This window comes from Bacillus sp. 17RED48 (assembly GCF_019837545.1).
GTDB lineage: Bacteria > Bacillota > Bacilli > Bacillales > Bacillaceae_G > Bacillus_A > Bacillus_A wiedmannii.
In genome coordinates this window covers 322780-344754 of record NZ_JADAXG010000002.1, presented here as the reverse complement: position 1 = coordinate 344754, position 21975 = coordinate 322780, and the positions used below count along the sequence as shown (strand labels likewise).

General features: G+C 34.1%; 29 protein-coding genes and 1 riboswitch. Of the genes, 21 read left to right on the top strand and 8 right to left on the bottom strand.

What is annotated here, in order from left to right:
• Positions 1–89: 89 nt before the first annotated feature.
• On the top strand, positions 90–950 hold the full coding sequence (locus ILT06_RS08450; protein ID WP_064476575.1) for a GNAT family N-acetyltransferase: 861 nt from the start codon (positions 90–92) through the stop codon (positions 948–950).
• Positions 951–983: 33 nt separating this feature from the next.
• Here ILT06_RS08450 and ILT06_RS08445 read toward each other — a convergent pair whose 3' ends face one another.
• Entirely contained in the window at positions 984–1544 is a 561-nt protein-coding gene (locus ILT06_RS08445; protein WP_222655011.1) for a cysteine hydrolase family protein, read from the bottom strand.
• Between the two features lie 182 nt (positions 1545–1726).
• Here ILT06_RS08445 and ILT06_RS08440 point away from each other — a divergent pair, with 182 nt between their 5' ends.
• Positions 1727–1987, top strand: coding sequence for a DUF6123 family protein (locus tag ILT06_RS08440; RefSeq protein WP_001195212.1), 261 nt, complete (start codon positions 1727–1729; stop codon positions 1985–1987).
• 2 nt (positions 1988–1989) lie between these two features.
• On the opposite strand, the gene ILT06_RS08435 is transcribed toward ILT06_RS08440, so the two are convergent.
• The 3 genes from ILT06_RS08435 to ILT06_RS08425 form a co-directional block, all read right to left on the bottom strand.
• Positions 1990–2895: a DMT family transporter gene (locus ILT06_RS08435; protein WP_064476573.1), complete on the bottom strand. Its 906-nt coding sequence runs from the start codon at positions 2893–2895 to the stop codon at positions 1990–1992.
• 13 nt (positions 2896–2908) lie between these two features.
• Entirely contained in the window at positions 2909–3295 is a 387-nt protein-coding gene (locus ILT06_RS08430; RefSeq protein WP_064476572.1) for a reverse transcriptase-like protein, read from the bottom strand.
• Positions 3296–3365: 70 nt separating this feature from the next.
• Positions 3366–4238, bottom strand: a complete 873-nt coding sequence (locus ILT06_RS08425; protein ID WP_088048421.1) for an aldose 1-epimerase family protein — start codon at positions 4236–4238, stop codon at positions 3366–3368.
• Positions 4239–4370: 132 nt separating this feature from the next.
• Positions 4371–4415: riboswitch (PreQ1 riboswitch) on the top strand.
• Positions 4416–4421: 6 nt separating this feature from the next.
• On the opposite strand from ILT06_RS08425, the gene ILT06_RS08420 reads away from it, so the two are divergent.
• The 3 genes from ILT06_RS08420 to ILT06_RS08410 all read left to right on the top strand — a co-directional run bounded on the left by ILT06_RS08420 (position 4422) and on the right by ILT06_RS08410 (position 5907).
• The gene (locus tag ILT06_RS08420) at positions 4422–4910 is read left to right on the top strand and encodes a QueT transporter family protein (RefSeq protein ID WP_001026468.1); all 489 of its coding nucleotides are present in this window, start codon (positions 4422–4424) and stop codon (positions 4908–4910) included.
• A gap of 148 nt (positions 4911–5058) precedes the next feature.
• Entirely contained in the window at positions 5059–5718 is a 660-nt protein-coding gene (locus ILT06_RS08415) for a ribonuclease H family protein (protein WP_222655010.1), read from the top strand.
• 12 nt (positions 5719–5730) lie between these two features.
• Positions 5731–5907, top strand: coding sequence for a zinc-finger domain-containing protein (locus ILT06_RS08410; RefSeq protein ID WP_000358801.1), 177 nt, complete (start codon positions 5731–5733; stop codon positions 5905–5907).
• A gap of 33 nt (positions 5908–5940) precedes the next feature.
• On the opposite strand, the gene ILT06_RS08405 is transcribed toward ILT06_RS08410, so the two are convergent.
• Together ILT06_RS08405 and cspB are read right to left on the bottom strand one after the other, a co-directional pair.
• Complete coding sequence (locus tag ILT06_RS08405; protein WP_000534395.1) at positions 5941–6189, bottom strand: DUF2564 family protein; 249 nt, start codon at positions 6187–6189, stop codon at positions 5941–5943.
• A 119-nt stretch (positions 6190–6308) separates the two neighbouring features.
• Positions 6309–6506 (bottom strand): cold shock-like protein CspB, encoded by a 198-nt coding sequence (gene cspB, locus ILT06_RS08400; protein WP_001161731.1) that lies wholly within the window; start codon positions 6504–6506, stop codon positions 6309–6311.
• Positions 6507–6772: 266 nt separating this feature from the next.
• Between cspB and ILT06_RS08395 the strand changes: the two genes are divergently transcribed.
• The 8 genes from ILT06_RS08395 (at position 6773) to ILT06_RS08360 (ending at position 13326) form a co-directional block, all read left to right on the top strand.
• Positions 6773–7501 (top strand): YqcI/YcgG family protein, encoded by a 729-nt coding sequence (locus ILT06_RS08395; protein ID WP_064476568.1) that lies wholly within the window; start codon positions 6773–6775, stop codon positions 7499–7501.
• A 138-nt stretch (positions 7502–7639) separates the two neighbouring features.
• Complete coding sequence (locus ILT06_RS08390; RefSeq protein ID WP_000466561.1) at positions 7640–8272, top strand: LysE family transporter; 633 nt, start codon at positions 7640–7642, stop codon at positions 8270–8272.
• A 19-nt stretch (positions 8273–8291) separates the two neighbouring features.
• Positions 8292–8585, top strand: a complete 294-nt coding sequence (locus ILT06_RS08385; protein WP_064476567.1) for a hypothetical protein — start codon at positions 8292–8294, stop codon at positions 8583–8585.
• A gap of 82 nt (positions 8586–8667) precedes the next feature.
• On the top strand, positions 8668–9297 hold the full coding sequence (locus ILT06_RS08380; RefSeq protein WP_064476566.1) for a sterol desaturase family protein: 630 nt from the start codon (positions 8668–8670) through the stop codon (positions 9295–9297).
• Between the two features lie 246 nt (positions 9298–9543).
• Positions 9544–9885: a DUF485 domain-containing protein gene (locus ILT06_RS08375; protein WP_000817375.1), complete on the top strand. Its 342-nt coding sequence runs from the start codon at positions 9544–9546 to the stop codon at positions 9883–9885.
• 2 nt (positions 9886–9887) lie between these two features.
• A complete protein-coding gene (locus tag ILT06_RS08370; RefSeq protein WP_001027730.1) occupies positions 9888–11438 on the top strand; it encodes a solute symporter family protein in 1551 nt (516 codons plus the stop codon).
• Positions 11439–11617: 179 nt separating this feature from the next.
• Positions 11618–12967 carry an aspartate aminotransferase family protein gene (locus tag ILT06_RS08365; RefSeq protein WP_141669145.1) on the top strand — a complete coding sequence of 450 codons (1350 nt, stop codon included), beginning with the start codon at positions 11618–11620 and terminating at the stop codon, positions 12965–12967.
• 80 nt (positions 12968–13047) lie between these two features.
• Positions 13048–13326: a DUF3986 family protein gene (locus tag ILT06_RS08360; RefSeq protein ID WP_088048424.1), complete on the top strand. Its 279-nt coding sequence runs from the start codon at positions 13048–13050 to the stop codon at positions 13324–13326.
• A gap of 63 nt (positions 13327–13389) precedes the next feature.
• On the opposite strand, the gene ILT06_RS08355 is transcribed toward ILT06_RS08360, so the two are convergent.
• On the bottom strand, positions 13390–14553 hold the full coding sequence (locus ILT06_RS08355) for a cation:proton antiporter (RefSeq protein WP_088048425.1): 1164 nt from the start codon (positions 14551–14553) through the stop codon (positions 13390–13392).
• Positions 14554–14821: 268 nt separating this feature from the next.
• On the opposite strand from ILT06_RS08355, the gene ILT06_RS08350 reads away from it, so the two are divergent.
• Both ILT06_RS08350 and ILT06_RS08345 read left to right on the top strand, forming a co-directional pair.
• The gene (locus tag ILT06_RS08350; RefSeq protein WP_088048426.1) at positions 14822–15667 is read left to right on the top strand and encodes a MerR family transcriptional regulator; all 846 of its coding nucleotides are present in this window, start codon (positions 14822–14824) and stop codon (positions 15665–15667) included.
• A gap of 129 nt (positions 15668–15796) precedes the next feature.
• Positions 15797–17152, top strand: coding sequence for an MATE family efflux transporter (locus tag ILT06_RS08345; RefSeq protein ID WP_098102217.1), 1356 nt, complete (start codon positions 15797–15799; stop codon positions 17150–17152).
• A gap of 36 nt (positions 17153–17188) precedes the next feature.
• On the opposite strand, the gene ILT06_RS08340 is transcribed toward ILT06_RS08345, so the two are convergent.
• Positions 17189–17854, bottom strand: coding sequence for a DUF421 domain-containing protein (locus tag ILT06_RS08340; protein WP_154131884.1), 666 nt, complete (start codon positions 17852–17854; stop codon positions 17189–17191).
• A 160-nt stretch (positions 17855–18014) separates the two neighbouring features.
• Between ILT06_RS08340 and ILT06_RS08335 the strand changes: the two genes are divergently transcribed.
• The 6 genes from ILT06_RS08335 (at position 18015) to ILT06_RS08310 (ending at position 21953) form a co-directional block, all read left to right on the top strand.
• Positions 18015–18593, top strand: coding sequence for a YdcF family protein (locus ILT06_RS08335; protein ID WP_088048428.1), 579 nt, complete (start codon positions 18015–18017; stop codon positions 18591–18593).
• Between the two features lie 148 nt (positions 18594–18741).
• On the top strand, positions 18742–19059 hold the full coding sequence (locus tag ILT06_RS08330; protein WP_000678044.1) for a magnetosome magnetite crystal formation protein family: 318 nt from the start codon (positions 18742–18744) through the stop codon (positions 19057–19059).
• A gap of 231 nt (positions 19060–19290) precedes the next feature.
• Entirely contained in the window at positions 19291–20025 is a 735-nt protein-coding gene (gene nfsA / locus ILT06_RS08325; RefSeq protein WP_098102188.1) for an oxygen-insensitive NADPH nitroreductase, read from the top strand.
• Positions 20026–20112: 87 nt separating this feature from the next.
• Complete coding sequence (locus ILT06_RS08320) at positions 20113–20697, top strand: type 1 glutamine amidotransferase family protein (protein WP_098102190.1); 585 nt, start codon at positions 20113–20115, stop codon at positions 20695–20697.
• 186 nt (positions 20698–20883) lie between these two features.
• Positions 20884–21408 carry a sigma-70 family RNA polymerase sigma factor gene (locus ILT06_RS08315; RefSeq protein WP_222655166.1) on the top strand — a complete coding sequence of 175 codons (525 nt, stop codon included), beginning with the start codon at positions 20884–20886 and terminating at the stop codon, positions 21406–21408.
• The gene (locus ILT06_RS08310) at positions 21345–21953 is read left to right on the top strand and encodes a flagellar motor switch protein FliG (RefSeq protein ID WP_222655167.1); all 609 of its coding nucleotides are present in this window, start codon (positions 21345–21347) and stop codon (positions 21951–21953) included. The genes ILT06_RS08315 and ILT06_RS08310 overlap by 64 nt, the downstream gene beginning before the upstream one ends.
• The last annotated feature ends 22 nt before the right edge of the window (positions 21954–21975 follow it).

Sequence of the window (21975 nt, the reverse complement as noted above, 5' to 3'; positions counted from 1 at the left end):
AAATAGGATATGTGTGTGACAGATAAAGTGAAACATGTACAAGTTGATTTGATAATAATGATTTAAATGTCTAGATAAGGGGATGGGGAATGATTGGATTGAAAATAAGAGTGGATCGTCTTAGAAAAGAAAATATAGAGGATATTGTTGCATTATCTTCTTATATTGGCTGGGATTATAACAGAGAAGAAATTGAGACTATTTTTGACTCAGGTATTGTATACGGTGTGTGGAATGGGAGGAAGGAACTTATTGCTAGCGCGGCAATTATATTATATGGGGAGAAATTAGCGTCTATCGGAATGGTGATTGTACATCCGATTTATAAGGGAGGTGGGATCGGAAAGGCGATAACGAATTCATGCATTATGACTGTATCAGCTCAAACTCCAATAATGCTTATTGCTACGGATGAGGGAAAGCCTTTATACGAAAAGTTAGGGTTCAAGTCAGTGAGCTATGTTTCTAAATACATATGCAACTCATACAATGTGAATCATAAATGTGTAGAAAATGAAGAATGTATGATGGATTATGAAGAGGTTGATTTAGAAGAAATAATAAAAATAGATGAATATGCGTTTGGAACAAATAGAAAAGTATTTTTAAAGAAAAGAATTATACAAAGTGAACAATGCATCGTTGTAAAGGACAACAAACAAAATGTATTAGGTTACGGTTTAAGTATACAAACACTAGAAAATAAAATAATAGGTCCGGTCGTTGCTGAAAATGATGCGATGGCAATGAGAATTGTACATTATTTAGCAAGAGAACATCATGGTAAAGTAAGAATTGATGTACCAGAGGGTAAAAAAGATTTTATAAATCAATTAGAGGCTGTTGGCTTTCAAAAGGTTAATACACCACCAATTATGATGAGAAATAGTGAACAATTATTAAAACGGAATAATGGGCTCTATAGTATTGCAGCGCAAATTTTCGGATGAAAAAGAATCCTTCTGAATGAAGGATTCTTTTTACTAATCACGATATTGGTCGTGAGTGGGTTGAAAAAGGTCTTCCTCGACATCTCTAACCATTGAAAAATGATCAACATTATAATGTCCATGTAGAGTTTTATTATGATGACCAATAATTTGCTCTGCAGATAATACGTTAGAATCAGTTGTGGAATGACCGTTTTTAATTAATGTAACATCAAATCCTTGTACAGTAGCTGTTCTAACTGCGGTGTCGATGCAATGTTCTGTTTTACATCCACCGATAACGATATGATTAATTTTTTCTTCTTTTAAAAGTTCAAGTAGAGAAGTGCCATAGAATGAGTTTGTTGCTGCTTTATTAATAAGGATTGCAGACTGAGGTACTTTAATTTCATTATGTACTTCAAATCCTTCTCCACTACCAGAAGCAACATCGATATCTTTTACGAAAACAATAAGGGCATTTGCATCTATCGCTTTCTGTACGGCTGTATTTAGTGTAGATAATAACTCGGTTTTACGAAAAACTTCTTTTTCTTGTTCATTTCCATCCATTAATTCTTGCTGCGCATCGATAATTAATAGTGCTTGTTTCATCGTGTCTCCCCTTTAATATGAAATAAGTTCCACTATACATATTCATTCATATTACAAGGAAATCCTCTATTGTCTATGCAGTAGACGATAGATTTACAAAGTTGTCAAAGAAATTTCATTCTCATAGCGTGTAAAAACATGTATGATAGGAGATGGAGAATTTTTGAGTAGGTGGGAATAACATGCAAACAGTAGAAGATTATCTTTCATTCTTACATACGAAAGGATTTAAATTATCAGAGGAAGCACAAGGATTTATTATGTTCGGACAAGGATATACTGGTGCATCTGATGGTATTGTGAACGCGGCAATAGAAGCGACAATTAAACATCAATTACAGTTTGATGGAAGTTATTTTGTTGCGTTATTAGAACGATTGAAAGAAGAAGAAATTACAGATAAAAAAAGCGCTAAGGCTTTTATGCGAAAGTTACAAGCGTAACTTCACGCAGCCTGCGCTTCTTTTTTTGTTTTGGAAGGTAATTCAACAAAAACCATGCCTAGGAAAATACATAGACATCCGATAATAGCAGAAATAGAAAGTTGTTCGTTTGCAACGAGAACGCCTGTTAATGCAGCAAAAACGGGCTCCATTGCGAAAATAATTGCTACTCTCGTTGGAGACGTATGTTTTTGTGCAGATGTTTGAATGAAAAAAGCAATGGATGTCGCGAATAGGGAAGTTAGAAATAGAGCGAATAAAAAAGAAGAATTCGTCCATAGTGCTACTGAAAATAATTTTTCCCAATCTTCAAACAAAAAGGCGCAAATAGAAGAAAACATACCGACAGCTAATACTTGCGACGTGCTTAATAATAAAGGTGATATTTTCTTAGAGAAGAAGCCGTTAACGAGAATATGAGCAGCGAAAGCAACTGCACAACCGAGAACGAGTATATCGCCGATGTTTAATTGAAAAGAATCACCAGCTGTTAATAAGTATAAACCTGCTGTTGCTACAGCAATACCAAATACGATAAAAATAGTAGCTTTTTGTTTTAAAAAGATAAAAGATAGAATTGGTACCATAACGATACTAAGCCCTGTTAAGAAGCCTGCTTTTGAAGAAGTTGTATAAAGTAAGCCGAATGTTTGTAATACATAGCCAATACATAAAAAGAATCCAACGATTAATCCAGCGAGGCTACTCTGTTTTATATCTTGTTTTGAAGATTTTTTTGAGAAAATCATTTGAACGAATAATAAAATAATTCCAGCGAATAAAAAGCGAATACCATTAAAAGTAAATGGACCAACGAAAGACATAGCATTTTGAACGACAACAAATGTAGCTCCCCAAATAAAAGAGACGAATAATAACGCAAGAGGAGCAATCCAATCTTTTTTCACACTCATCCCCCCGTTAATTTTGTAAGATAGCTTTTCTAGCTAATTCATCAGCAACTTTATTTTGACTACTTGGAATCCACTTAATAAAAAAGAGATCAAAACTTTTTATGTACTGTAATGCTTCCTCTAATAGTGGTGCAAACATTTTATTTTTTGCGTATTCTTTTTCAACAGCTCGCTCGACAAGTTGCGAATCTGTACGAAAAGAGACAATGTTATAATTATGCTCCGTGCAATATTTTAATGCCGCAAGTAAAGCGTGGTATTCTGCTTCATGATTGGACATTCTCCCAAGGGGCAGTGATAATTGTACAGCTGGTTGCACCCCTTTAATAAACACGCCTGCACCAGAAGGACCAGGATTTCCTTTTGATGCACCATCAATATATACTTCAATCAAAATGAGAAACCTCCATATTATAAGATGATCCCCTACTTATATGTTTCCTTGAAGTAGGGGATAGAGTAACTTAGCCGATTGTAATACTATAACGACATGTAAATGTTTCATTCGCTTGTAAAGATTGAATTCCTTTTTTTTCCTTGAAATCTTTTGCTGGATTTACTTCATCAGCAATACCGTACCAAGGTTCAATACATAAGAAAGGTGCGTTCTCGCCTGGTGTCCACACGCCAACAAATGGGAATCCATCAAATTCTACTTTTACAAATTTATTATGTTTATGAGAACGAATAGAGATTTCATCCGTATTCATATTTTCAAAAATAAGCGCATCATTTTTGAATAAATCGTATGTAAGTGGTAATTCATTCGTATTTTCAGCAATTAATTGTTTTTTACTTGAAAGGTAAGGTCCTTCTAATACGCTTGTTTCTAAGCGTTCAGAATCATTAAATGATAAATGATAATCTGTAAATGATTCGCCCTCTAATAAGGGGAAGTTGAAACCAGGGTGTGCTCCGATTGAGAAGAACATCTCTTTTGAAGCAGGATTATTTACTTCATATGTTACATGAACGATTTGTTCATCTAGTTCATAAGAAACGAGTAATTCGAATTCGTATGGGTATTTTTTTAATGTCTCTTCATTACTAGTAACAATGTAAGTGATTTTTGTTTCACTTTGTTCTTTTACAGAGAATGTAAGATCACGAGCAAAGCCGTGCTGTGTTAAAGAATATGGTTTACCATCTACGTAGTATGTATTATCTACTAATCGGCCGACAATTGGGAATAAAATTGGTGCGCGGCGCCCCCAATAAGTAGAATCGCCTTGCCATAAGTATTCAGTGTTATCTTCTTTTAAGCGAACGCTTTGTAATTCTGCACCATTGTCAGAAATGGAAACGATCACTTTTTCATTTTGAATTGTTGCTGTCATGAAGTGAAACCTCCTAAAACTTTCATATGTTTTATTATACGTTGTCCAAAAGAAAAAAGGTAGTTAATGATAGGGATCTATTGACGAAAGAGTGTGTATTGCGTAGAATATAATCTTGTTGCTTAAAAAACGAATAACGTGGTTCGAAACCATCCCACGTAAAAAAACTAAGGAGATTTTGTCATGAATATTAGAACATTAGTCGGTAATGGTATTTTAGCGGCATTATATATTGCTGTTTCTATGCTGATTCAGCCATTTGGCTTTACGAATGTACAGTTTCGTATTTCAGAGATGTTTAATCATCTTGTTGTATTTAATAAGAAAGCAATTTACGGAATTGTATTAGGTGTATTTTTAACAAATCTCTTTTTCTCACCTATGATCGCTTACGATTTAGTATTTGGAGTAGGGCAATCTATTCTTGCATTAGTTGCAACGATTATTTCTATGCGATTTATTAAAGGTGTTTGGGCTCGTATGATTTTTAATACAGTTATTTTTACAATTACAATGTTTATGATTGCAATTGAACTTCATCTTGCATTTGATTTACCATTTATGTTGACTTGGTTAACATGTGCAATCGGTGAATTTGTTGTCATGGCGATTGGTATGCCTGTAATGTACTGGATTAATAAACGAGTACAATTTGAAAGATTTATGCAATAGATGAAAGAGCTATTCCTATAGGGATAGCTCTTTTTGTATGTAAGCAAATTGAATATAATGCTGTGACTCTTGATACAATATAATAAAATAAAGTGAGGCTTTCATTAGCTGACTACATATAAGAAATCTTATATAAGGGGAATCTAGTATGAAATATAAAATCCATTGGTTGTATAAAACAAAGAGCGGATTACAGACGGAATTAACGACAAATTATATGAACATAGAAGATGCATTGCAATTTGCAGAGGATTTCGAGAAAACAGGAAGAGTGAAAGAACTATCATTTTATGATGAAATGGATGCAGAATGGTCATTAAAGGAAATGAAAAAGCTGAGTAAACAAGTGGAGGAAGAGCCCCAAGAAATACTCGTTTATTTTGATGGCGGTTATGATGTACAGACGAAAGAAGCTGGAGTAGGTGTATGTGTATACTATAAAAAAGGAAATACAAAATACCGAATTCGCCGTAATGCATATATAGAAGGTATATATGATAATAATGAAGCGGAATATGCATCATTACTATATGGCATGAATATACTCGAGGAATTAGGAATTAAGTATGAAGCAGTTACACTTCGCGGCGATTCTCAAGTTGTACTGCAGCAATTGGCTGGAGAATGGCCGTGTTATGATGAGCATTTAAATCATTATTTAGATCAAATTGAACAAAAAGCGAAGCAAATGAAATTAAAACTTGTATGTGAGCCGATATCTAGAAAACAAAATAAAGAAGCGCATCAATTAGCTACGCAAGCATTAGAAGGAACAGTCATTGATAGTCATAAAGAAATAACCGAATAGAGAGGTGCAAAGTTGGATAAAAAGCAACTCATTACAGAGGTAAATGACTTATTAGAAACGTATTGTGAAGGATGTTTTTTGCGAGAACATAATCGAAAGACAAATAGTAAGTATTATGCTCATTCCTTTTGTATACGACAATGTACAGTTGGAGAAACATTGAAAAAGTATGGAGAACAGTTATCATGAAAAAACATCCAGAGAAAATTCTCTGGATGTTTTTTAGTGTCTTGCTTCATTTAATTGATGCTCGCATTTACTTAATTTCTTTTCCTCATTCATTAAAAATGGCTCATCTAAATCTGTCGCAACAGATTTCATAATTTCAAGCTGAGAGCGAGCGGCTTCTACAGCAGTAGTTGCATGCTCTAATGTATCTGGATCCATTGAAATTGTCGCTGATCCTACCATTTTTTGTGCTGTTTCTACACGGAATTTCACTTCTTCAAAATCATTTACTTCTGATCCCATTATTACTTCCTCCTTTGTATATTGCGCATTTCACATAGTTTTTGCTCTGTAAAACGGAAATATACAAAGGAATAACAAAGGAGGTTACCAAGTAAGGTAACCTCCTGTTATATGTTGGATTAAAGTTTTACTACGTTAGCAGCTTGAGGTCCGCGGTTTCCTTCAGTGATATCGAAAGATACTTCTTGACCTTCTTCTAAAGCTTTGTAGCCGTCACCTTGAATAGCAGAGAAATGTACGAATACATCGTCAGCGCCTTCCATTTCGATAAATCCAAAACCTTTTTCGTTGTTAAACCATTTTACTTTTCCTTGCATGCTACAATTCCTCCTAAAAACATTTGCTTTTTTCATTTAGTGAAATTCATTTGAAAGATAATATAAACTAAAAATGCTATAATCTTGAATATTCTGCTAAATGATTAATTTAAATATACACGAATTGGTAGAAATTAGTCAAGTAAGCGATTTTATTTTTTTGTATTTTTAAATAATTTTCCAGCCGAATTTTTAAATAGGTATAGGACAGGCCGAGTATGTAATATTCTTAATTGAATGCTATACATAATGAGGTGAAAGAAAGAATGAATGAGTCTTATTTATTAGATAATGAAGGAATGAGAACGAGAACTGACATACCAAATTGGGTTACAAAAGAATTTCAAAATTTTTCGAGTGTCGTGCTAGAACCAACTTTCCCGTGTTATTTCGGCTTAACAGCTTTAAAAAAGAATGAACTTCGTTATTCATTTCTCTCTCATAATGATTGGAGTCATTTGCCACATACAATGTTATCTTTTTTAGAGTTAATGAAAGAGCGCCCAATTGTAAGAAGAGGGTTCTTTCTTTTTGTGGAACCGGAATGTGAGGAACAATCACTGGAATATTATCGTGATTACTTTTGGAAAGTACTACAATATTTACATGAAAACGATGATCAAACATGGCCGAAGCAAATTCCGGAAGACCCAGACCATTACTTATGGGAATTTTCATTTGGTGGTGAACCGATATTCGCATTTGGAAATGCGCCAGCTTATAAACAAAGAAAAACTAGGCATTTAGGAAATTCTCTCGTTATTGGGTTTCAACCACGCACCATCTTTGATGGATTAGAAGGGGATCGCCCTAAAGGAGCATATTCAAGACAAACGGTCCGAGATCGAGTTGAAAAGTGGGATCAGCTGCCGAAACATCCTAATATTAGTCATTATGGTGATCCAGATCATCGCGAATGGAAACAATACTTCATAGGAGACGATGTAGAGGTGGTAAAAGGAAAATGTCCTTTTCTTCATAAGTTAGAAAAGTAAGAGCCATCATCCAGATGGCTCTTTTGTATATTTTGGATAAAAAAGGGTATTTTAGTAGTAAATATTTTGATGAAAGCTAGTCTATTTTTAATCATTACAACATTACTTAATAGTAAAGGAAGTAGAAAGGATAGAGCGATGTTTGGAGCGATTATACAACAAATTGTATTAGGTATTTCATTAGCTGCGCCAGTAGGTCCGATTAATATTGAAATGTTAAAACGAGGAATTGAACGAGGTTTTTGGCATGCGTGGGTTGTTGGAATTGGTGGGATGACTGCAGATATTTTGTTTATGCTTCTCATCTACTTCGGTTTATCTTCTGTGTTTATGTATACATATGTACAAGCTTTTATGTATTGCACAGGGTTTTTCTTATTATTTTATTTAGGATTTCAAAGTGTAAAACAAGGAATTTCCCACACGAATATGGAATATAAAAAGGAAGAGGTAGGTGGCCTGAAACAATCGTTTATGGCAGGTTTTTTAATTGCGATATCCAATCCATTAAATCTTGTTTTTTGGTTTGGTATATACGGAAGTACACTTAGCTCATTGCTTACGAAGGTAACGAAACAAGAAGCATTTTTGTACAGTCTTTGTATTATCGTTGGCATTATTTTATGGAATTTAAATATTGCTTTTTCTGTCCATTTTGGCAGAACTTTATTAAAGCAAAAAGCACTTGGCTATATAACAGCCGGAGCAGGTATTATTTTAGTAGGATATTCTATCCATTTTGCATACAAAGCTTTACAGTTGTTCACATAAGATTGAAGGGGAGATTTTTATGTATCGAACCACTATTGACGGAAAAGAAATTATTATTACGTTAGCACCAAAAATCCGAAAAGAAATTACTGATAGGAATCCACTATATGAAGCGGTATTTCATACTGCAGCAAGATTACTACAAACAAAGCAACCGACGTTTGCGGTAAATCATGAAATATTTGGGCTCATTATTGGAGAGGTACAAAGAGGAGAAGTAACAGTGTTTGCGGTGGAACATATTATTCCAAAGCAAAATATATTTGGATCGAACAATTTTTTCTCGACAATAGAGCAGCAGGCAAATTTGTAAAGTGAATAGAATAAAATAAAAAATAAAAGAAATAGTCGTAACGATATGTTGCGGCTGTTTTTTTGGAAAAGGGGGAAGGAAGATGAAGAGAGTGGGGAAAGAGTTCTTTTTACAACATGATATCGTTATTATGTATAGTATTTTATTTGTTTTTATCATTATTTTAAAAATGCAATTTTTCACATGGATCGGTATGTTCGCGTGTTTGTTTGGGATTGTTTTTTATACGCTTAACGAATATATGACACATCGATTTTTATTTCACTTAAAGCCACCTAAAAACGTATTTTTATTAAAAATGTTAAGAAGATTACATTATGATCATCACGTATATCCAGATGATTTAAAACTATTATTTTTGCCTGTATGGTTTAGTATACCTAGTTTTACTATATATTTACTTATATCATACGCTATAACAAAAAGTGTTACTATTACACTTTCATTCGGAATTGGAATGATTATTATGCTTCTCGTTTATGAATGGAAACATTATATTGCACATAAGCCAATTCGTCCGTTCACTAAGTTTGGACGATGGCTCAAAAAACAGCACATATTACACCATTATAAAAATGAAAAGTTTTGGTTTGGTGTTTCAAATCCCGTATTCGATTTCATATTTGGAACGCTTAAAGATGGAAAGGACGTTGAATTAAGCGAAACAGCTCGTAATTTAGAAAAAGAGAAAAAGACAGAAGTAGTGCGATAAGCACTACTTTTTTATTCTGTTTTAATGGGCATCAAATCTTGACTGGTATGAGATTGAAGTACGTAATTTTTATGTTGAAAAAGTATATTAAAAATTTAGGGGAAATTGCCGAAAAATGTCTATCGAAAAATCTTTGCAGGAATGTATGGATTGTCTAAAATGGAAATAAGTTTCTGAATATTTATAAAATTCAGCCTTTAGGTATGCAAGGGGGAATTGTATTTTCAGTAAGAGAGGGGAATGGGAATGAAAAGAGATGATACGTCAGCACGTAAGTTACAAAATGAAGTGAATTATACAGAGGTTGTTCAGTCAGAAGAATTTCAATTGCTATTAAATACGAAAAAGAAGTTTATCGTTCCGATGAGTATTTTCTTTTTAAGCTTTTTTATTGCATTACCTATTTTAACATCGTATTCAAAGGTACTCAATACACCAGCATTTGGGGATGTTACGTGGGCATGGGTGTTTGCATTTGCGCAATTTATCATGACGTGGTCATTATGTATGATTTATAGCAAAAAAGCAGAATCCTTTGATGAAATCTCGCAAAAAATTCTACAAGATATGCAAAAAGGGAGGGGCTGACTTTGAATATAACCGCTTTTGCACTATTTTTAATCATCGTTCTTGGTACACTCGTCATAACTTATTTTGCATCAAAGAAAACAAAAAATGCAAGTGAGTTTTATACAGCTGGAGGAGGATTAACTGGTTGGCAAAATGGTCTGGCCATTGCGGGAGATTACATGTCTGCTGCGTCATTTCTTGGTATAGCCGGAGCGATCGCATTAACTGGGTTTGATGGGTTCTTTTATAGTATCGGCTTTTTAGTTGCTTATTTAGTTGTTCTATACCTTGTTGCAGAACCGCTTAGAAATTTAGGGAAGTACACGTTAGCGGATATGATTGCGGCACGTTTTGATGCGAAAAAAGTTCGCGGCGTTGCAGCGCTTAATACAATGACGATTTCGATTTTTTATATGATTGCACAATTAGTTGGGGCTGGTGCACTTATTAAATTATTATTAGGGATCGAATATACGACATCAGTTTTAATCGTTGGTACATTAATGACAGTGTACGTTATTTTTGGCGGAATGACTGCGACGAGTTGGGTACAAATCGTTAAGGCTGTACTACTTATGGCTGGTACATTTATTATTTCTGTTATCGTTTTCTCAAAATTTAATTTTAGTGTGACTGAAATGTTCGCGCAAATGAAAACTGCTACTCCGTTAAAAGATTCGTTTTTAAATCCAGGAGTAAAGTATAAGGATGGTCTTGATACACTGTCTTTAAATTTAGGACTAGTTCTTGGTACTGCCGGATTACCCCATATTCTTGTTCGCTTTTTTACAGTACGTGATGCAAAAACGGCACGGCAATCTGTTGTGTACGCTACGTGGTTAATTGGCGCATTTTATATTATGACAATCTTTTTAGGATTTGGGGCAGCAGCATTTGTAGGGAATGAGGCAATTATGAAAGCAAACCCTGCTGGTAATATGGCAGCACCTTTATTAGCTAAAGCGTTAGGTGGAGATTTCTTATTTGCTTTCGTTTCAGCAATTGCCTTTGCAACTATTTTAGCTGTAGTGGCAGGCCTTGTATTAACAGCAGCATCAGCATTTGCACATGATTTTTATAATGAAATTATTCGCAAGGGGAAATCAACGGAAAAAGAGCAAGTTTCAATGGCTCGCTATGCGTCTATTGGGGTAGCGGTATTATCCATTATACTAGCGTTATTTGCTCAAACATTGAACGTAGCATTTTTAGTTTCATTAGCATTCGCAGTTGCAGCGAGTGCAAATCTACCAGTTATATTATTCACAATATATTGGAAGCGCTTCAATACAACAGGTGCTATTTCGGGTATGGTCGTTGGTCTTGTATCAGCAATTGTTCTCGTAGCATTAAGTCCAAATGTTTGGAACCCTGTAGCTGGAAAAGCTATATTTGTGGGGGAAGCGATTTTCCCATATACGACACCTGGAATTATTTCAATTCCGCTTGGATTCCTTGCAGCATATTTAGGAACAGTTTTATCTAGTAAGAAAGAAGATGCTGCGAAATTTGATGAGATTCTTGTAAAATCTAATACAGGTCATGGTGTTAGTGATGCATCGTCGCATTAAAAAAAGAGGGGCTTTTCGATATATAAGAAAAGCTCCTTTTTCTTGTAAATATTACTGTATTGTAAGTAGGATTTTGTCTTAATTTTGTGGAATGAAAATAAGCAGGGAGAAATTTAAATCATCATGGCACCAGCGCAGCTTTTGTGAAAAATAAGTTGTTATGGAAGGTGGAAGAAATGATGAAAACGAAACAGACTGATGAATTATTAGCAAAAGATGAGCAATATGTTTGGCACGGAATGCGTCCCTTTAGTCCAAATAGTACAATGGTAGGGGCAAAAGCAGAAGGGTGCTGGGTTGAAGATATAGAAGGGAAAAGATATTTAGATGGTATGAGTGGTCTTTGGTGTGTGAATAGTGGATACGGAAGAAAAGAGCTTGCAGAGGCGGCTTATAAGCAATTACAAACATTATCATACTTTCCGATGTCACAATCGCATGAACCGGCTATAAAGCTTGCAGAAAAATTAAATGAGTGGCTTGGAGGGGAGTATGTTATTTTCTTCTCTAATAGTGGCTCGGAAGCGAACGAAACGGCTTTTAAAATAGCAAGGCAATACTATGCTCAAAAAGGTGAACCGCATCGTTATAAATTTATGTCACGTTACCGTGGGTATCATGGAAATACAATGGCAACGATGGCAGCGACGGGACAAGCACAGCGTAGATATCAATATGAGCCATTTGCTTCAGGATTTTTACATGTAACACCGCCAGATTGTTATCGTATGCCTGAAATAGAAAGAGAGAACATTTATGATGTAGAATGTGTAAAAGAAGTAGATCGCGTTATGACATGGGAATTAAGTGAAACGATTGCAGCTTTTATTATGGAACCAATTATTACGGGCGGAGGCATTTTAATGCCGCCACAAGACTATATGAAAGCTATTCATGAAACGTGTCAAAAACACGGTGCACTTCTCATTAGCGATGAAGTAATTTGCGGTTTCGGACGTACAGGAAAAGCATTTGGATTTATGAATTATGACGTTCAGCCGGATATTATTACGATGGCAAAAGGGATTACGAGTGCATATTTACCGTTATCAGCGACAGCTGTGAAAAGAGAAATATATGAAGCATTTAAAGGGAAGGGAGAATATGAATTCTTCCGTCATATTAATACATTTGGTGGAAATCCTGCGGCTTGTGCATTAGCGCTTAAAAACTTGGAGATTATGGAAAATGAAAATTTAATTGAGCGGTCTGCACAAATGGGCTCGCTTTTATTAGAGCAATTAAAAGAAGAAATTGGAGAGCATCCACTTGTTGGGAATATTAGAGGGAAAGGTCTACTAGTTGGAATTGAACTAGTAAATGATAAAGAGACGAAAGAGCCAATTGATAACGACAAAATTGCAAGTGTTGTAAATGCTTGTAAAGAAAAAGGGTTAATTATAGGACGAAACGGCATGACAACAGCAGGATATAATAACGTCTTAACGTTAGCACCACCACTTGTTATTTCAAGTGAAGAAATCGCCTTTGTTGTTGGAACGTTGAAGACAGCGATGGAACGCATTTAATGAACGAAGCGAGTCGTAATACGGCTCGCTTTTGTTTATTATGTGAAATATGATACATTTTCAAAGGGAGGGGAATTTTTATGAAGAAATATGATCCTAGTCAACATTATCACATCGGATATTATGAAGATGGATATGATTTAGAAGTGACGGCGTACAAAAGAATAAATGAACCAGTTTGGGATGCTTATATTCTGCACTTCGAGGCAGACGATTTTTATAAAAAAGTGGAGGAAATGAAACTAGGTGAATATATAGATGATTACGGCATTATGGTGTATTCATTTAGTAATGATATGGATGATGAAGAAGCACGAATTATTTTTGAAAAAGGGTTAAAAAAGAACGAGATTGTTTAAAGATAAAATGAAAAAAGAGATTACTATCTTATAAGATAGTAATCTCTTTTTATTGTAGAAAGCTTATTTACTTGCTTTCATTGCTTTATCTTTAGCACCAAAAGTGTATTTTAACATTGGTGGTGTAATCATTGTAGTTAAAATAACGACGATAACGATAGCTGTAAAGTAATCTTGTGCTAAAAGACCTGAAGACAGTCCTGTTCCTGCGATGATAAGTGCAACTTCACCACGAGAAACCATTCCAGCCCCGATAATGGCAGAAGACTTAGCGTCAAATCCAGTCATTCGTGCACCGAATCCACAACCAATTAGTTTCGTTAATACAGCGATTACTGTTAATGCTAGGATGAACCAAATTTGATTGCCAATACCGTCAAATGTAATATTCATACCGATACTAACGAAGAACACTGGAACGAACATAGCGTAAGCGATTGGTTCTACTTTCTTTTCTACTTCATGTTTGTAGTTCGTTTGAGAAATAGCGATACCAGCTGCGAAAGCACCGATAATACCAGCAATTCCTAATAATTCACCGAAATATGCGAATGAGAAACAGATGATAAGAGCCGCACTTACGATAGACTCAGATACGCGCAGTGGTGATAACCAGCGCATGATTGCAGGAACACCTTTCCATCCGATTAAAATAATAGAAGCGAAGAATACAACTTTCTTCAAGATAACCATTGTTAAGTTAACATCGTCTGTACCTAAGAAGCTCATTGCAAATGCTAATAAAATAACAACAAGAATGTCATCAAATACAGCTGCGCCAAGCATAGTTGTACTTTCACGTGTTTTCATCTTTCCTAAATCACGAAGTGTTTGTACGGAAATACTAACACTTGTCGCACATAGAAGTAATCCTAAAAATACAGCATTTCCTTGTTCCATTCCCATAACAAGACCAGAAACGTAACCACCTACGAATGGAAGAAGGATACCTCCAAGTGCAACTGCTAAAGAAGAATTACGATTTGCGTTTAATTCCTCTAAGTCTGTTTCAAGTCCTGCCATAAACATTAAAAGAATAACACCGACATTACTTAATTGTGTTAGAAGCTCTGAATTTTCAATCCAACCTAATATAGCTGGACCGATAACGATACCGACAATTAATTTACCTAGTACAGAAGGTTGACCTAGTCTAACACTAAGATCACCAGCAAGCTTTGTACTTAATAAAATAAGTGCAATTTGAAAGAAAAATTCGAAATCCATCGGATCCTCTCCTCATCATTTTTATTTTTATCATACGATTTCTCGGAATTTGCCTAATGAAAATATGTAAAACACATTAAACAAAGGGTCTGATTACGAGTTCTTTTGAACTCGTAATTTGAACCTGTAATTAATATATAATAAAATGTATGAAAAATCAATGAAAAAATAGCAGATTTTCATGATAGGATTCGATTTAGGTATGGAGGGAACCACTATATAATAAGAAGAAATAAGGCTACATTTTTTATGAATTGGAGAAGGATATATGTTATTAAATAAACGTTTTACAATTGGAGAAATGGCAAAAATGCATAATATAGCGGAATCTACTTTACGCTATTATGATGAAAAGGGGATTTTTCATCCGTCTATTGTGGACCCGCAAACAAATTATCGCTATTATACAATCGATCAATTTTCACTATTAGATACGATTAAATTTTTACGCCAATTAAATATTCCATTAAAGGAAATTAAGAAATATATTGATGAAAGAAATCCAGCATACGCACTCAATTTACTGGAAAAACAACAAGAAATGATGTTGAAAAAACAAAGAGACATTGAGTATGCTTTGGCGAAAATGGAACATAGAATTCATTTAATAAAGAAGGCGACAAAAGCAGAAACCGATCGAATTGTTATTAAAAAGATACCGAAAAGAAAAATAACAGCGATTGCAGTGGCGCCGAATACGACAGATGATATGTTTGATTACTATATTCATTCGCTTCAAAAAAATATGAAGCAAATGGATGATAGTCTATTTTCAGGAGATATAGGTGTGACAATTTCCAAAAAAGCATTCATGCAAAATGAATTTCAAGCATATAGCAGTGTGTTTATTCTTTTGGATTATATGCCGTATGAAGTGCATACTTCAGATGAAATTAAAGAAAGTTTATTTGCTTGTTCTTATCACCATGGACCATATGAAGAAACAGATGCAACGTATAGGGAGTTACTTTCATACATTGATAAAGAAGGTTACGAAGTGAATGGAGATTCGATTGAGATTGGGTTGATTGATTGGTCTGTAACAGAAAATCCAGAGGAGCAAGTAACAGAAATTCAAATTCCTATAATGAAAAAACAAAGCAATAAGATGTAGGACTCGTATCATTACAAACTGGCATCAAACACGATAATTCAGTTACCTATTTTTTAATTCTCTATTGACCTTCAAGTAACTTGAAGGTTTAAACTATGAACAGAGCATTGAAAAAGGAGCATTTATATGATGGAAACAACAGAAAAATTAAGAGAAAAACCAATAAAAAGTTTATTTATTTCTTATTTAATACCAGCTGTTCTTGGAATGGTATTAATGTCAGTTAATATTGTGATTGATGCGGTTATGATTAGTCGGGGAGTTGGAGCGAACGGATTAGCAGGAGTAAACGTGGCTATTCCAGCGTTTTCAATTTTCTTCTCTATTTCATTATGGATTGGAATGGGCGGAGCAACGTTATATTCCATTGCACTAGGTGAAAATAAATTAGAAAGAGCAAGGTCTATTTTTACTCAATCCATGACGGTAGCAGTAATTATCGTAGGTGTTTTAGCAGCGATTTGCTTATGGAGAATAGAAGATTTAGCATACTTATTTGGTGCAAACGAAGTGATTTTACCGTATGCTTTAGACTATTTACACGTATTATTAACATTTGGAATGATATACGTTTTAGAAAATATTTTAAGTACATTTATACGAAATGACGGAAATCCTAATTTAGCAATGGCAGGTCTAGTTGTAACGGCTGTATTAAATATAGTGTTTGACTATATCTTTATTTTCATCTTTGGATGGGGCGTAACAGGTGCTGCCTCAGCAACTATTCTTTCAGCAGCGATTGGTTTCCTTGTATTATTAACTCACTTCTTTAGAAAAAGTAGTATTTTAAAATGGACGAAATTCCATTTTGAATGGGATACAGTTAAACAAATTATGGTAATTGGTTTCCCGAGCTTTACAGCAGAAAGCACAGTTGCAATTGTAACAATCGGTTTTAACATTGCATTCGTTCAATATGCAGGAGAAGTAGGAGTCGCTTCTTATGCGATGGTGAACAGTATTCATGCGATGACATTACTACTATTCTTCGGTGTTGGAGCAGCGTTACAACCGATCGCTAGTTTCCATTACGGGGCAAATTTATCAGAAAGATTGCGTGAAGGATTAAAGTTCGCTGTAAAAATTGCGGTAGTACTCGGTGGTATTGCAATAGTTATCGGATTATTCTTCGGGAAATATATTATTGGTCTATTTGATGTCCAATCTCCAGAGTTATTGGAGTTAACATTAACGGGTATTAGCTTGTTCTTTATCCAATATGTATTTTTAGGCTATAACATTGTGTATGGAGAGTACTTCCAATCAGTGCGACAAACGACAAAATCAGTGCTTATTATAATGAGCCGAGGGTTACTATTTATTATTCCATTATTATGGATTATGCCAAAATTATTTGGGATAAATGGAATTTGGCTCGTTATGCCAGTAGCTGAAGTATTGACAGCGATTATCGTATTTACGATGAATCGTATGAAACATCCTGTTCCGTTAAATATGACAGGAAAGAAAGAAGCGATATAATGAAGAAAATCCCCTTGAGCAAGTAAGGGGATTTTTTTACTCTTTTAAACTAATTGCAAAAGATCCATCTGTTTCTTGAACAGACGCGAAAGCAACGCTTTTAATATTAGTGATGCCTTTTTCTTTTAATTCTTTATATAACCATTTTTTGTCCTTATGAATTAACTTTAAGTTATCGTATTGAATTTGCGAATCAACAATAAGAGCAATTGGTAATCCAGCATACGTAACATCTATGTTCAAATCTTTTGGAGTTAATGGTACAAGTTCACGCTTTGGTAAAATGCTAATGGCTCCGTTCGCTTCTAAAATAGCATATTCAATTTCGTGAACACTTGGGTATCCTGCAACGCGAAGGTTAGACAGTAGTTCAGCAATTGGATATCTACTTTTTTGTAAGTTCTCAAAAATAATGTCACCATGTTTAATTAAAATAATGGGGTGTCCAAGAATAAAACGATTTAGTTTGTTTAGTAAGCTTAATTTTGTAAGAAGCAAATGTAAACATGTAATAACGACCATACCGAGAAAAGCTTGCAAAGCACCAGAGACTGGTATGGCCTGAAAAGCTAAATAAGATAAAAAGATAATAGCCCCAAAATCATGAGGCGTTAGTTGTGCTAAAGCAGATTTACCGAGCAATTTAAGTGATAGTAAAAATAAGATGAAAAAGAACGATACGTTACATAAAAAGAGAAGCAATAGAGACACTCCTTCGTGCAAAGTTGTACTTACTGTTCCCGAAAGAAATATAAATATTACTTTCTAGAGGATAAATTAGGCTGAATTGGAATTTGTCTGTATACAAACAAATAAATGGATATTATCATGAAAGAAGCAAAGAACTTAGGAGTATATGGATATGAAAAAGAAGAAAATAATTAAGTATATGATAGGCATTATAATGGTTTGCGCCGTTTATGCAGGATTTTTACAATATAACATTTATAAGCATGGGCAAATGAATGCTACCTACGATGCGGATTATATAATTGTATTAGGCTCGAAAGTAAACGGAACGAAACCGTCGTACTCATTGCAATATCGTATTGATAAAGCAGCTGAGTATTTACAATCACATGAGAAAACAATTGCTATAGTATCTGGAGGGAAAGGAAAAGGAGAAGATATTTCAGAAGCATTAGCAATGAAAAATGGATTAATGAAACTGAAAATTGCAGAAGACCGCATCATTATGGAAGATAAGTCAACGAGTACAGATGAGAATATTAAATTCTCAAAACCTTTAATTCCGGACAATATGAAAAAGGGAATGATCGTAACAAACGACTTCCATATGTTTAGAGCGAAAAAAATAGCAGCAAAACAAGGTTTACAATTAGAAGGTCTTCCGGCCGAAACACCGAAGCGAATTGTCATTTCATCGAATTTACGAGAGTATTTAGCCATTACTCAATATTGGTTTATGAATCGAATATAGAGAAAATAATCCCGCCTGAAATTTCAGGCGGGATTATTTTAGAGGGAAATCTTACAAATATGTCATGTTCATGAAAGGTAAAGCGATAGTTTCTAGAATGGATTCCTGACATAATGAAGATAACAAAAACTATTTAGAGGTGAGTCGGATGAAAGGAAATAATATATTATCTTCACTATGTTACTTTAGTATCTTTTTTGCACCATTTTTACTGCCAATTATCGTGTACTTCGTTGCGGAGGATGAAGTGAAATACCACGCGAAAAAAGCATTTTGGTCACATATTTTCCCGTATGCGATTTTATTTGGTGGATTAGCAGTATCCGGCATATATGGTTTAAGCTTCAATCAATCCGATGGTGCTGGAATTGGAATGATGATCACATATGCGGTGTTCATTCTTGTAGGGATTTATTACTTCATTTGGAATATCGTAAAAGGTATTAAAGTTTTGAAAACAGCGTAATAAGACAAGAAATAATTTGATGTAAATCTGTCGTTATTCGTCGGTAAGTCGATATATTCGAAAAATCGCTGATATATTTAAATTATCGTCAATAAAATTTCATTTACCGCACTAATAAACGTTTTAAAAAGAGCAATTCAAAAAGAATTGCTCTTTTTGTGCTTATAAGTTGTGAATATTGAAAAAGATATGTTAATTTTTCATTATGAAGAGAAAAAAGGAGTGATTTTCATGAATGAGATCATACATAAAATGGAGCAACACGTTTCAGTTCGTAAATATAAAGAAGAATCAATTCCGAAAGATGCAGTAGAAAGAATGGTGCAAGCTGCGCAACATGCCGCTTCCTCACATTTTGTACAGGCGTATTCTGTTATATATGTAACAGATCAAGACTTAAAGGTTAAACTAGCAGAGTTATCTGGAAATCTTCACGTGAAAGACTGTGCAGCATTCTTTGTTTGTTGTGCAGATTTAAAACGACTTGAAATGGCATGTGAAAAACATAGTACAGAGATAAAGTATGAAGGAGTAGAAGACTTTATCGTTGCGACGGTAGATGCTTCACTGTTCGCACAAAACTTAGCGTTAGCAGCAGAATCGTTAGGATACGGTATTTGTTATATTGGTGGTATTCGTAATAACCCGAGAGAAGTGAGTGAATTGCTTCATTTACCGGATAAAGTATATCCTGTATTCGGAATGACAGTTGGTGTACCAGATGAAGATCATGGAGTGAAACCACGTTTACCAGTAGCGGCAATCCTTCATGAAAATGGATATGATGAAAAGAAATATGATGAATTATTAAACGAATACGATGAAACGATGAGCTCGTACTATAAAGAAAGATTAGCAAACAAGAAAAACGTAACATGGACGGAATCAATGAGTTCGTTTATGTCCAAAGAGAAAAGAATGCATATGAAAGAGTTTTTAAGTGAAAAAGGATTTAATAAGAAATGAGTAAAAAGGCAGACCTGCATGCAGGTCTGCCTTTTTTGGAGGAGAAATATGATTGTCTTCGAATAAGTATAGGAGGGAGGAGATAATATGAAAAAAGCTTTAATCTTTTTATTTGATGGATTTGCAGAATTTGAAGTAAATATAGCGAGTTTATTTTTAATAAGTAAGGAATTCGAAATAATAACAGCAACTGTAGACGGAAAAACAGTTAAAGGAGAAGGTGGTTTTTTATGTCAACCACATGTCTCTATCGAGCAGGTTGAAGTAGCAGACTATGAAGTGTTTATTGTGCCAGGAGGACATATTTTTGACCATTTAGAAAATGAACAATTGTTATCGATCGTGAACGAATTACATAAGCAGAACAAATGGATAGCGGGTATTTGTGCAGGAACATCTTTACTACATGCAGCAGGCGTACTTAATAAGAAGAAATTCTCAACATCATTAACATCAGATGAAAAACAGTTAGCACATTTACATGAATGGGAATATAAACAAAATAAAGATGTAACCGTTGATGGGAAAATCATAACAGCGGTAGGGTCTGCTTACGTTGAATTTGCTGCTGAAATAATGAAGCAGCTCAATTTATTTAACGAAGCTGAAGTGAAGGAGAACTTGCAATACTTTAAAAATGTAACAGAGGTTTGTGATGAAACGTTAGTATAAGTGAAAAGTTTGATTGTTAATACCTAAGTTCAGAATGTAGATTCCACTTTCTGAACTTAGGTATTTTATTTGCTATTATATACATAGAAATAAAAATTAAGAATTTTTTACAAAAGTGATAGAAAATGAGAATGAACTGCCAATAGTAAGTAAAAGCAGCTGCTAAAGGGGAACTGAGGAAGGAAGATACTTATGATTTTCAATTCTGAAGGGGATTTAATTATAGCTATGAAAAAACATGATCAAGATGCTTTGAAAGAAGTGATTGATCAATATGGAAAATTAATTTTGTACATTATTCATAAATCATTAAGTACCCCTATTGAAAAACAATATGTGGATGATTGTTATAACGATGTATTTACTGTCATTTGGTTTCATATCGACCAATTTGATACAGAAAAAGGAAACTTAAAATCTTGGATGATTGGTATTACTAAATTAAAGGCATTGGAATATAAAAAGAAAGTATATAAAGAGAATAAAATCGATAAAGACGTAGAAATAGATACAAGTGTCCATGATAGGTATGAAATAGAACAAGAAGAAGAGATTATGGAAATAGTTCAAGATTTAAATAACAAAGATCGATATATCTTTTTAAACAGGTATATTGATGGATATTCTATTGACGATATTGCGAAAGAATTAAAAGTAACGGTGGATTATATATACAATCGAATTTCTCGAGGGAAGAAATTGCACGTTTAGAGAAAGAAGCGAATGAGTGTATAAATATAGATAAGTATTATGTGAAAAACGGGGAATTATTAAAGAAATTAACGATGCAAATATTGGAAGAATCAGTTCGGAAAGAGTTGCAAGAAGGAGAAGAAATCGAGTGTGAAATATTAGTGGAAGAAGGAGGCTTTGTTAATTCTAAAGTTATACCGAATATATTCACGGCAGGTGCTACTTTTTATTATTACATTGTTTTAACTAATACAAGGTTACAAATTATAGCGTTAGATTGTTATTTTAAAAAGTTGAATGAATACAATGTACTAGTAAACTCAATTCAAGCAGTTTCGCAACATAAAAAAATGAAAAATGTATATGGAATTAAAATAAATAACAATTATATACAATTAGGAAGTAAAGAGTATAATCAAGAATTAACAATTTTATTTGAAAAGCTAAAACAATGTGGAGTGAAAGAAGAGAGATATAAGGAGTTTGAAAAACATTGGATGATTTTTTTCAATGTTTTTGTAATAGCAATAGGTGGGCTTCTAGTTTTAAAATATTTAATATGAAAATAAAAAGCGGCATAATAGT

Bases quoted from the DNA above. Each gene is read 5' to 3' on its own strand.
- cspB (WP_001161731.1), bottom strand. From the start codon at position 6,506: ATGCAAGGAAAAGTAAAATGGTTTAACAACGAAAAAGGTTTTGGATTT.
- ILT06_RS08350 (WP_088048426.1), top strand. From the start codon at position 14,822: ATGTTATTAAATAAACGTTTTACAATTGGAGAAATGGCAAAAATGCAT.
- ILT06_RS08345 (WP_098102217.1), top strand. From the start codon at position 15,797: ATGGAAACAACAGAAAAATTAAGAGAAAAACCAATAAAAAGTTTATTT.
- ILT06_RS08420 (WP_001026468.1), top strand. From the start codon at position 4,422: ATGAATATTAGAACATTAGTCGGTAATGGTATTTTAGCGGCATTATAT.
- ILT06_RS08365 (WP_141669145.1), top strand. From the start codon at position 11,618: ATGAAAACGAAACAGACTGATGAATTATTAGCAAAAGATGAGCAATAT.
- ILT06_RS08355 (WP_088048425.1), bottom strand. From the start codon at position 14,553: ATGGATTTCGAATTTTTCTTTCAAATTGCACTTATTTTATTAAGTACA.
- ILT06_RS08385 (WP_064476567.1), top strand. From the start codon at position 8,292: ATGTATCGAACCACTATTGACGGAAAAGAAATTATTATTACGTTAGCA.
- ILT06_RS08405 (WP_000534395.1), bottom strand. From the start codon at position 6,189: ATGGGATCAGAAGTAAATGATTTTGAAGAAGTGAAATTCCGTGTAGAA.
- ILT06_RS08335 (WP_088048428.1), top strand. From the start codon at position 18,015: ATGAAAAAGAAGAAAATAATTAAGTATATGATAGGCATTATAATGGTT.
- ILT06_RS08320 (WP_098102190.1), top strand. From the start codon at position 20,113: ATGAAAAAAGCTTTAATCTTTTTATTTGATGGATTTGCAGAATTTGAA.
- ILT06_RS08330 (WP_000678044.1), top strand. From the start codon at position 18,742: ATGAAAGGAAATAATATATTATCTTCACTATGTTACTTTAGTATCTTT.
- nfsA (WP_098102188.1), top strand. From the start codon at position 19,291: ATGAATGAGATCATACATAAAATGGAGCAACACGTTTCAGTTCGTAAA.
- ILT06_RS08380 (WP_064476566.1), top strand. From the start codon at position 8,668: ATGAAGAGAGTGGGGAAAGAGTTCTTTTTACAACATGATATCGTTATT.
- ILT06_RS08440 (WP_001195212.1), top strand. From the start codon at position 1,727: ATGCAAACAGTAGAAGATTATCTTTCATTCTTACATACGAAAGGATTT.
- ILT06_RS08425 (WP_088048421.1), bottom strand. From the start codon at position 4,238: ATGACAGCAACAATTCAAAATGAAAAAGTGATCGTTTCCATTTCTGAC.
- ILT06_RS08390 (WP_000466561.1), top strand. From the start codon at position 7,640: ATGTTTGGAGCGATTATACAACAAATTGTATTAGGTATTTCATTAGCT.
- ILT06_RS08360 (WP_088048424.1), top strand. From the start codon at position 13,048: ATGAAGAAATATGATCCTAGTCAACATTATCACATCGGATATTATGAA.
- ILT06_RS08415 (WP_222655010.1), top strand. From the start codon at position 5,059: ATGAAATATAAAATCCATTGGTTGTATAAAACAAAGAGCGGATTACAG.
- ILT06_RS08450 (WP_064476575.1), top strand. From the start codon at position 90: ATGATTGGATTGAAAATAAGAGTGGATCGTCTTAGAAAAGAAAATATA.
- ILT06_RS08445 (WP_222655011.1), bottom strand. From the start codon at position 1,544: ATGAAACAAGCACTATTAATTATCGATGCGCAGCAAGAATTAATGGAT.
- ILT06_RS08375 (WP_000817375.1), top strand. From the start codon at position 9,544: ATGAAAAGAGATGATACGTCAGCACGTAAGTTACAAAATGAAGTGAAT.
- ILT06_RS08395 (WP_064476568.1), top strand. From the start codon at position 6,773: ATGAATGAGTCTTATTTATTAGATAATGAAGGAATGAGAACGAGAACT.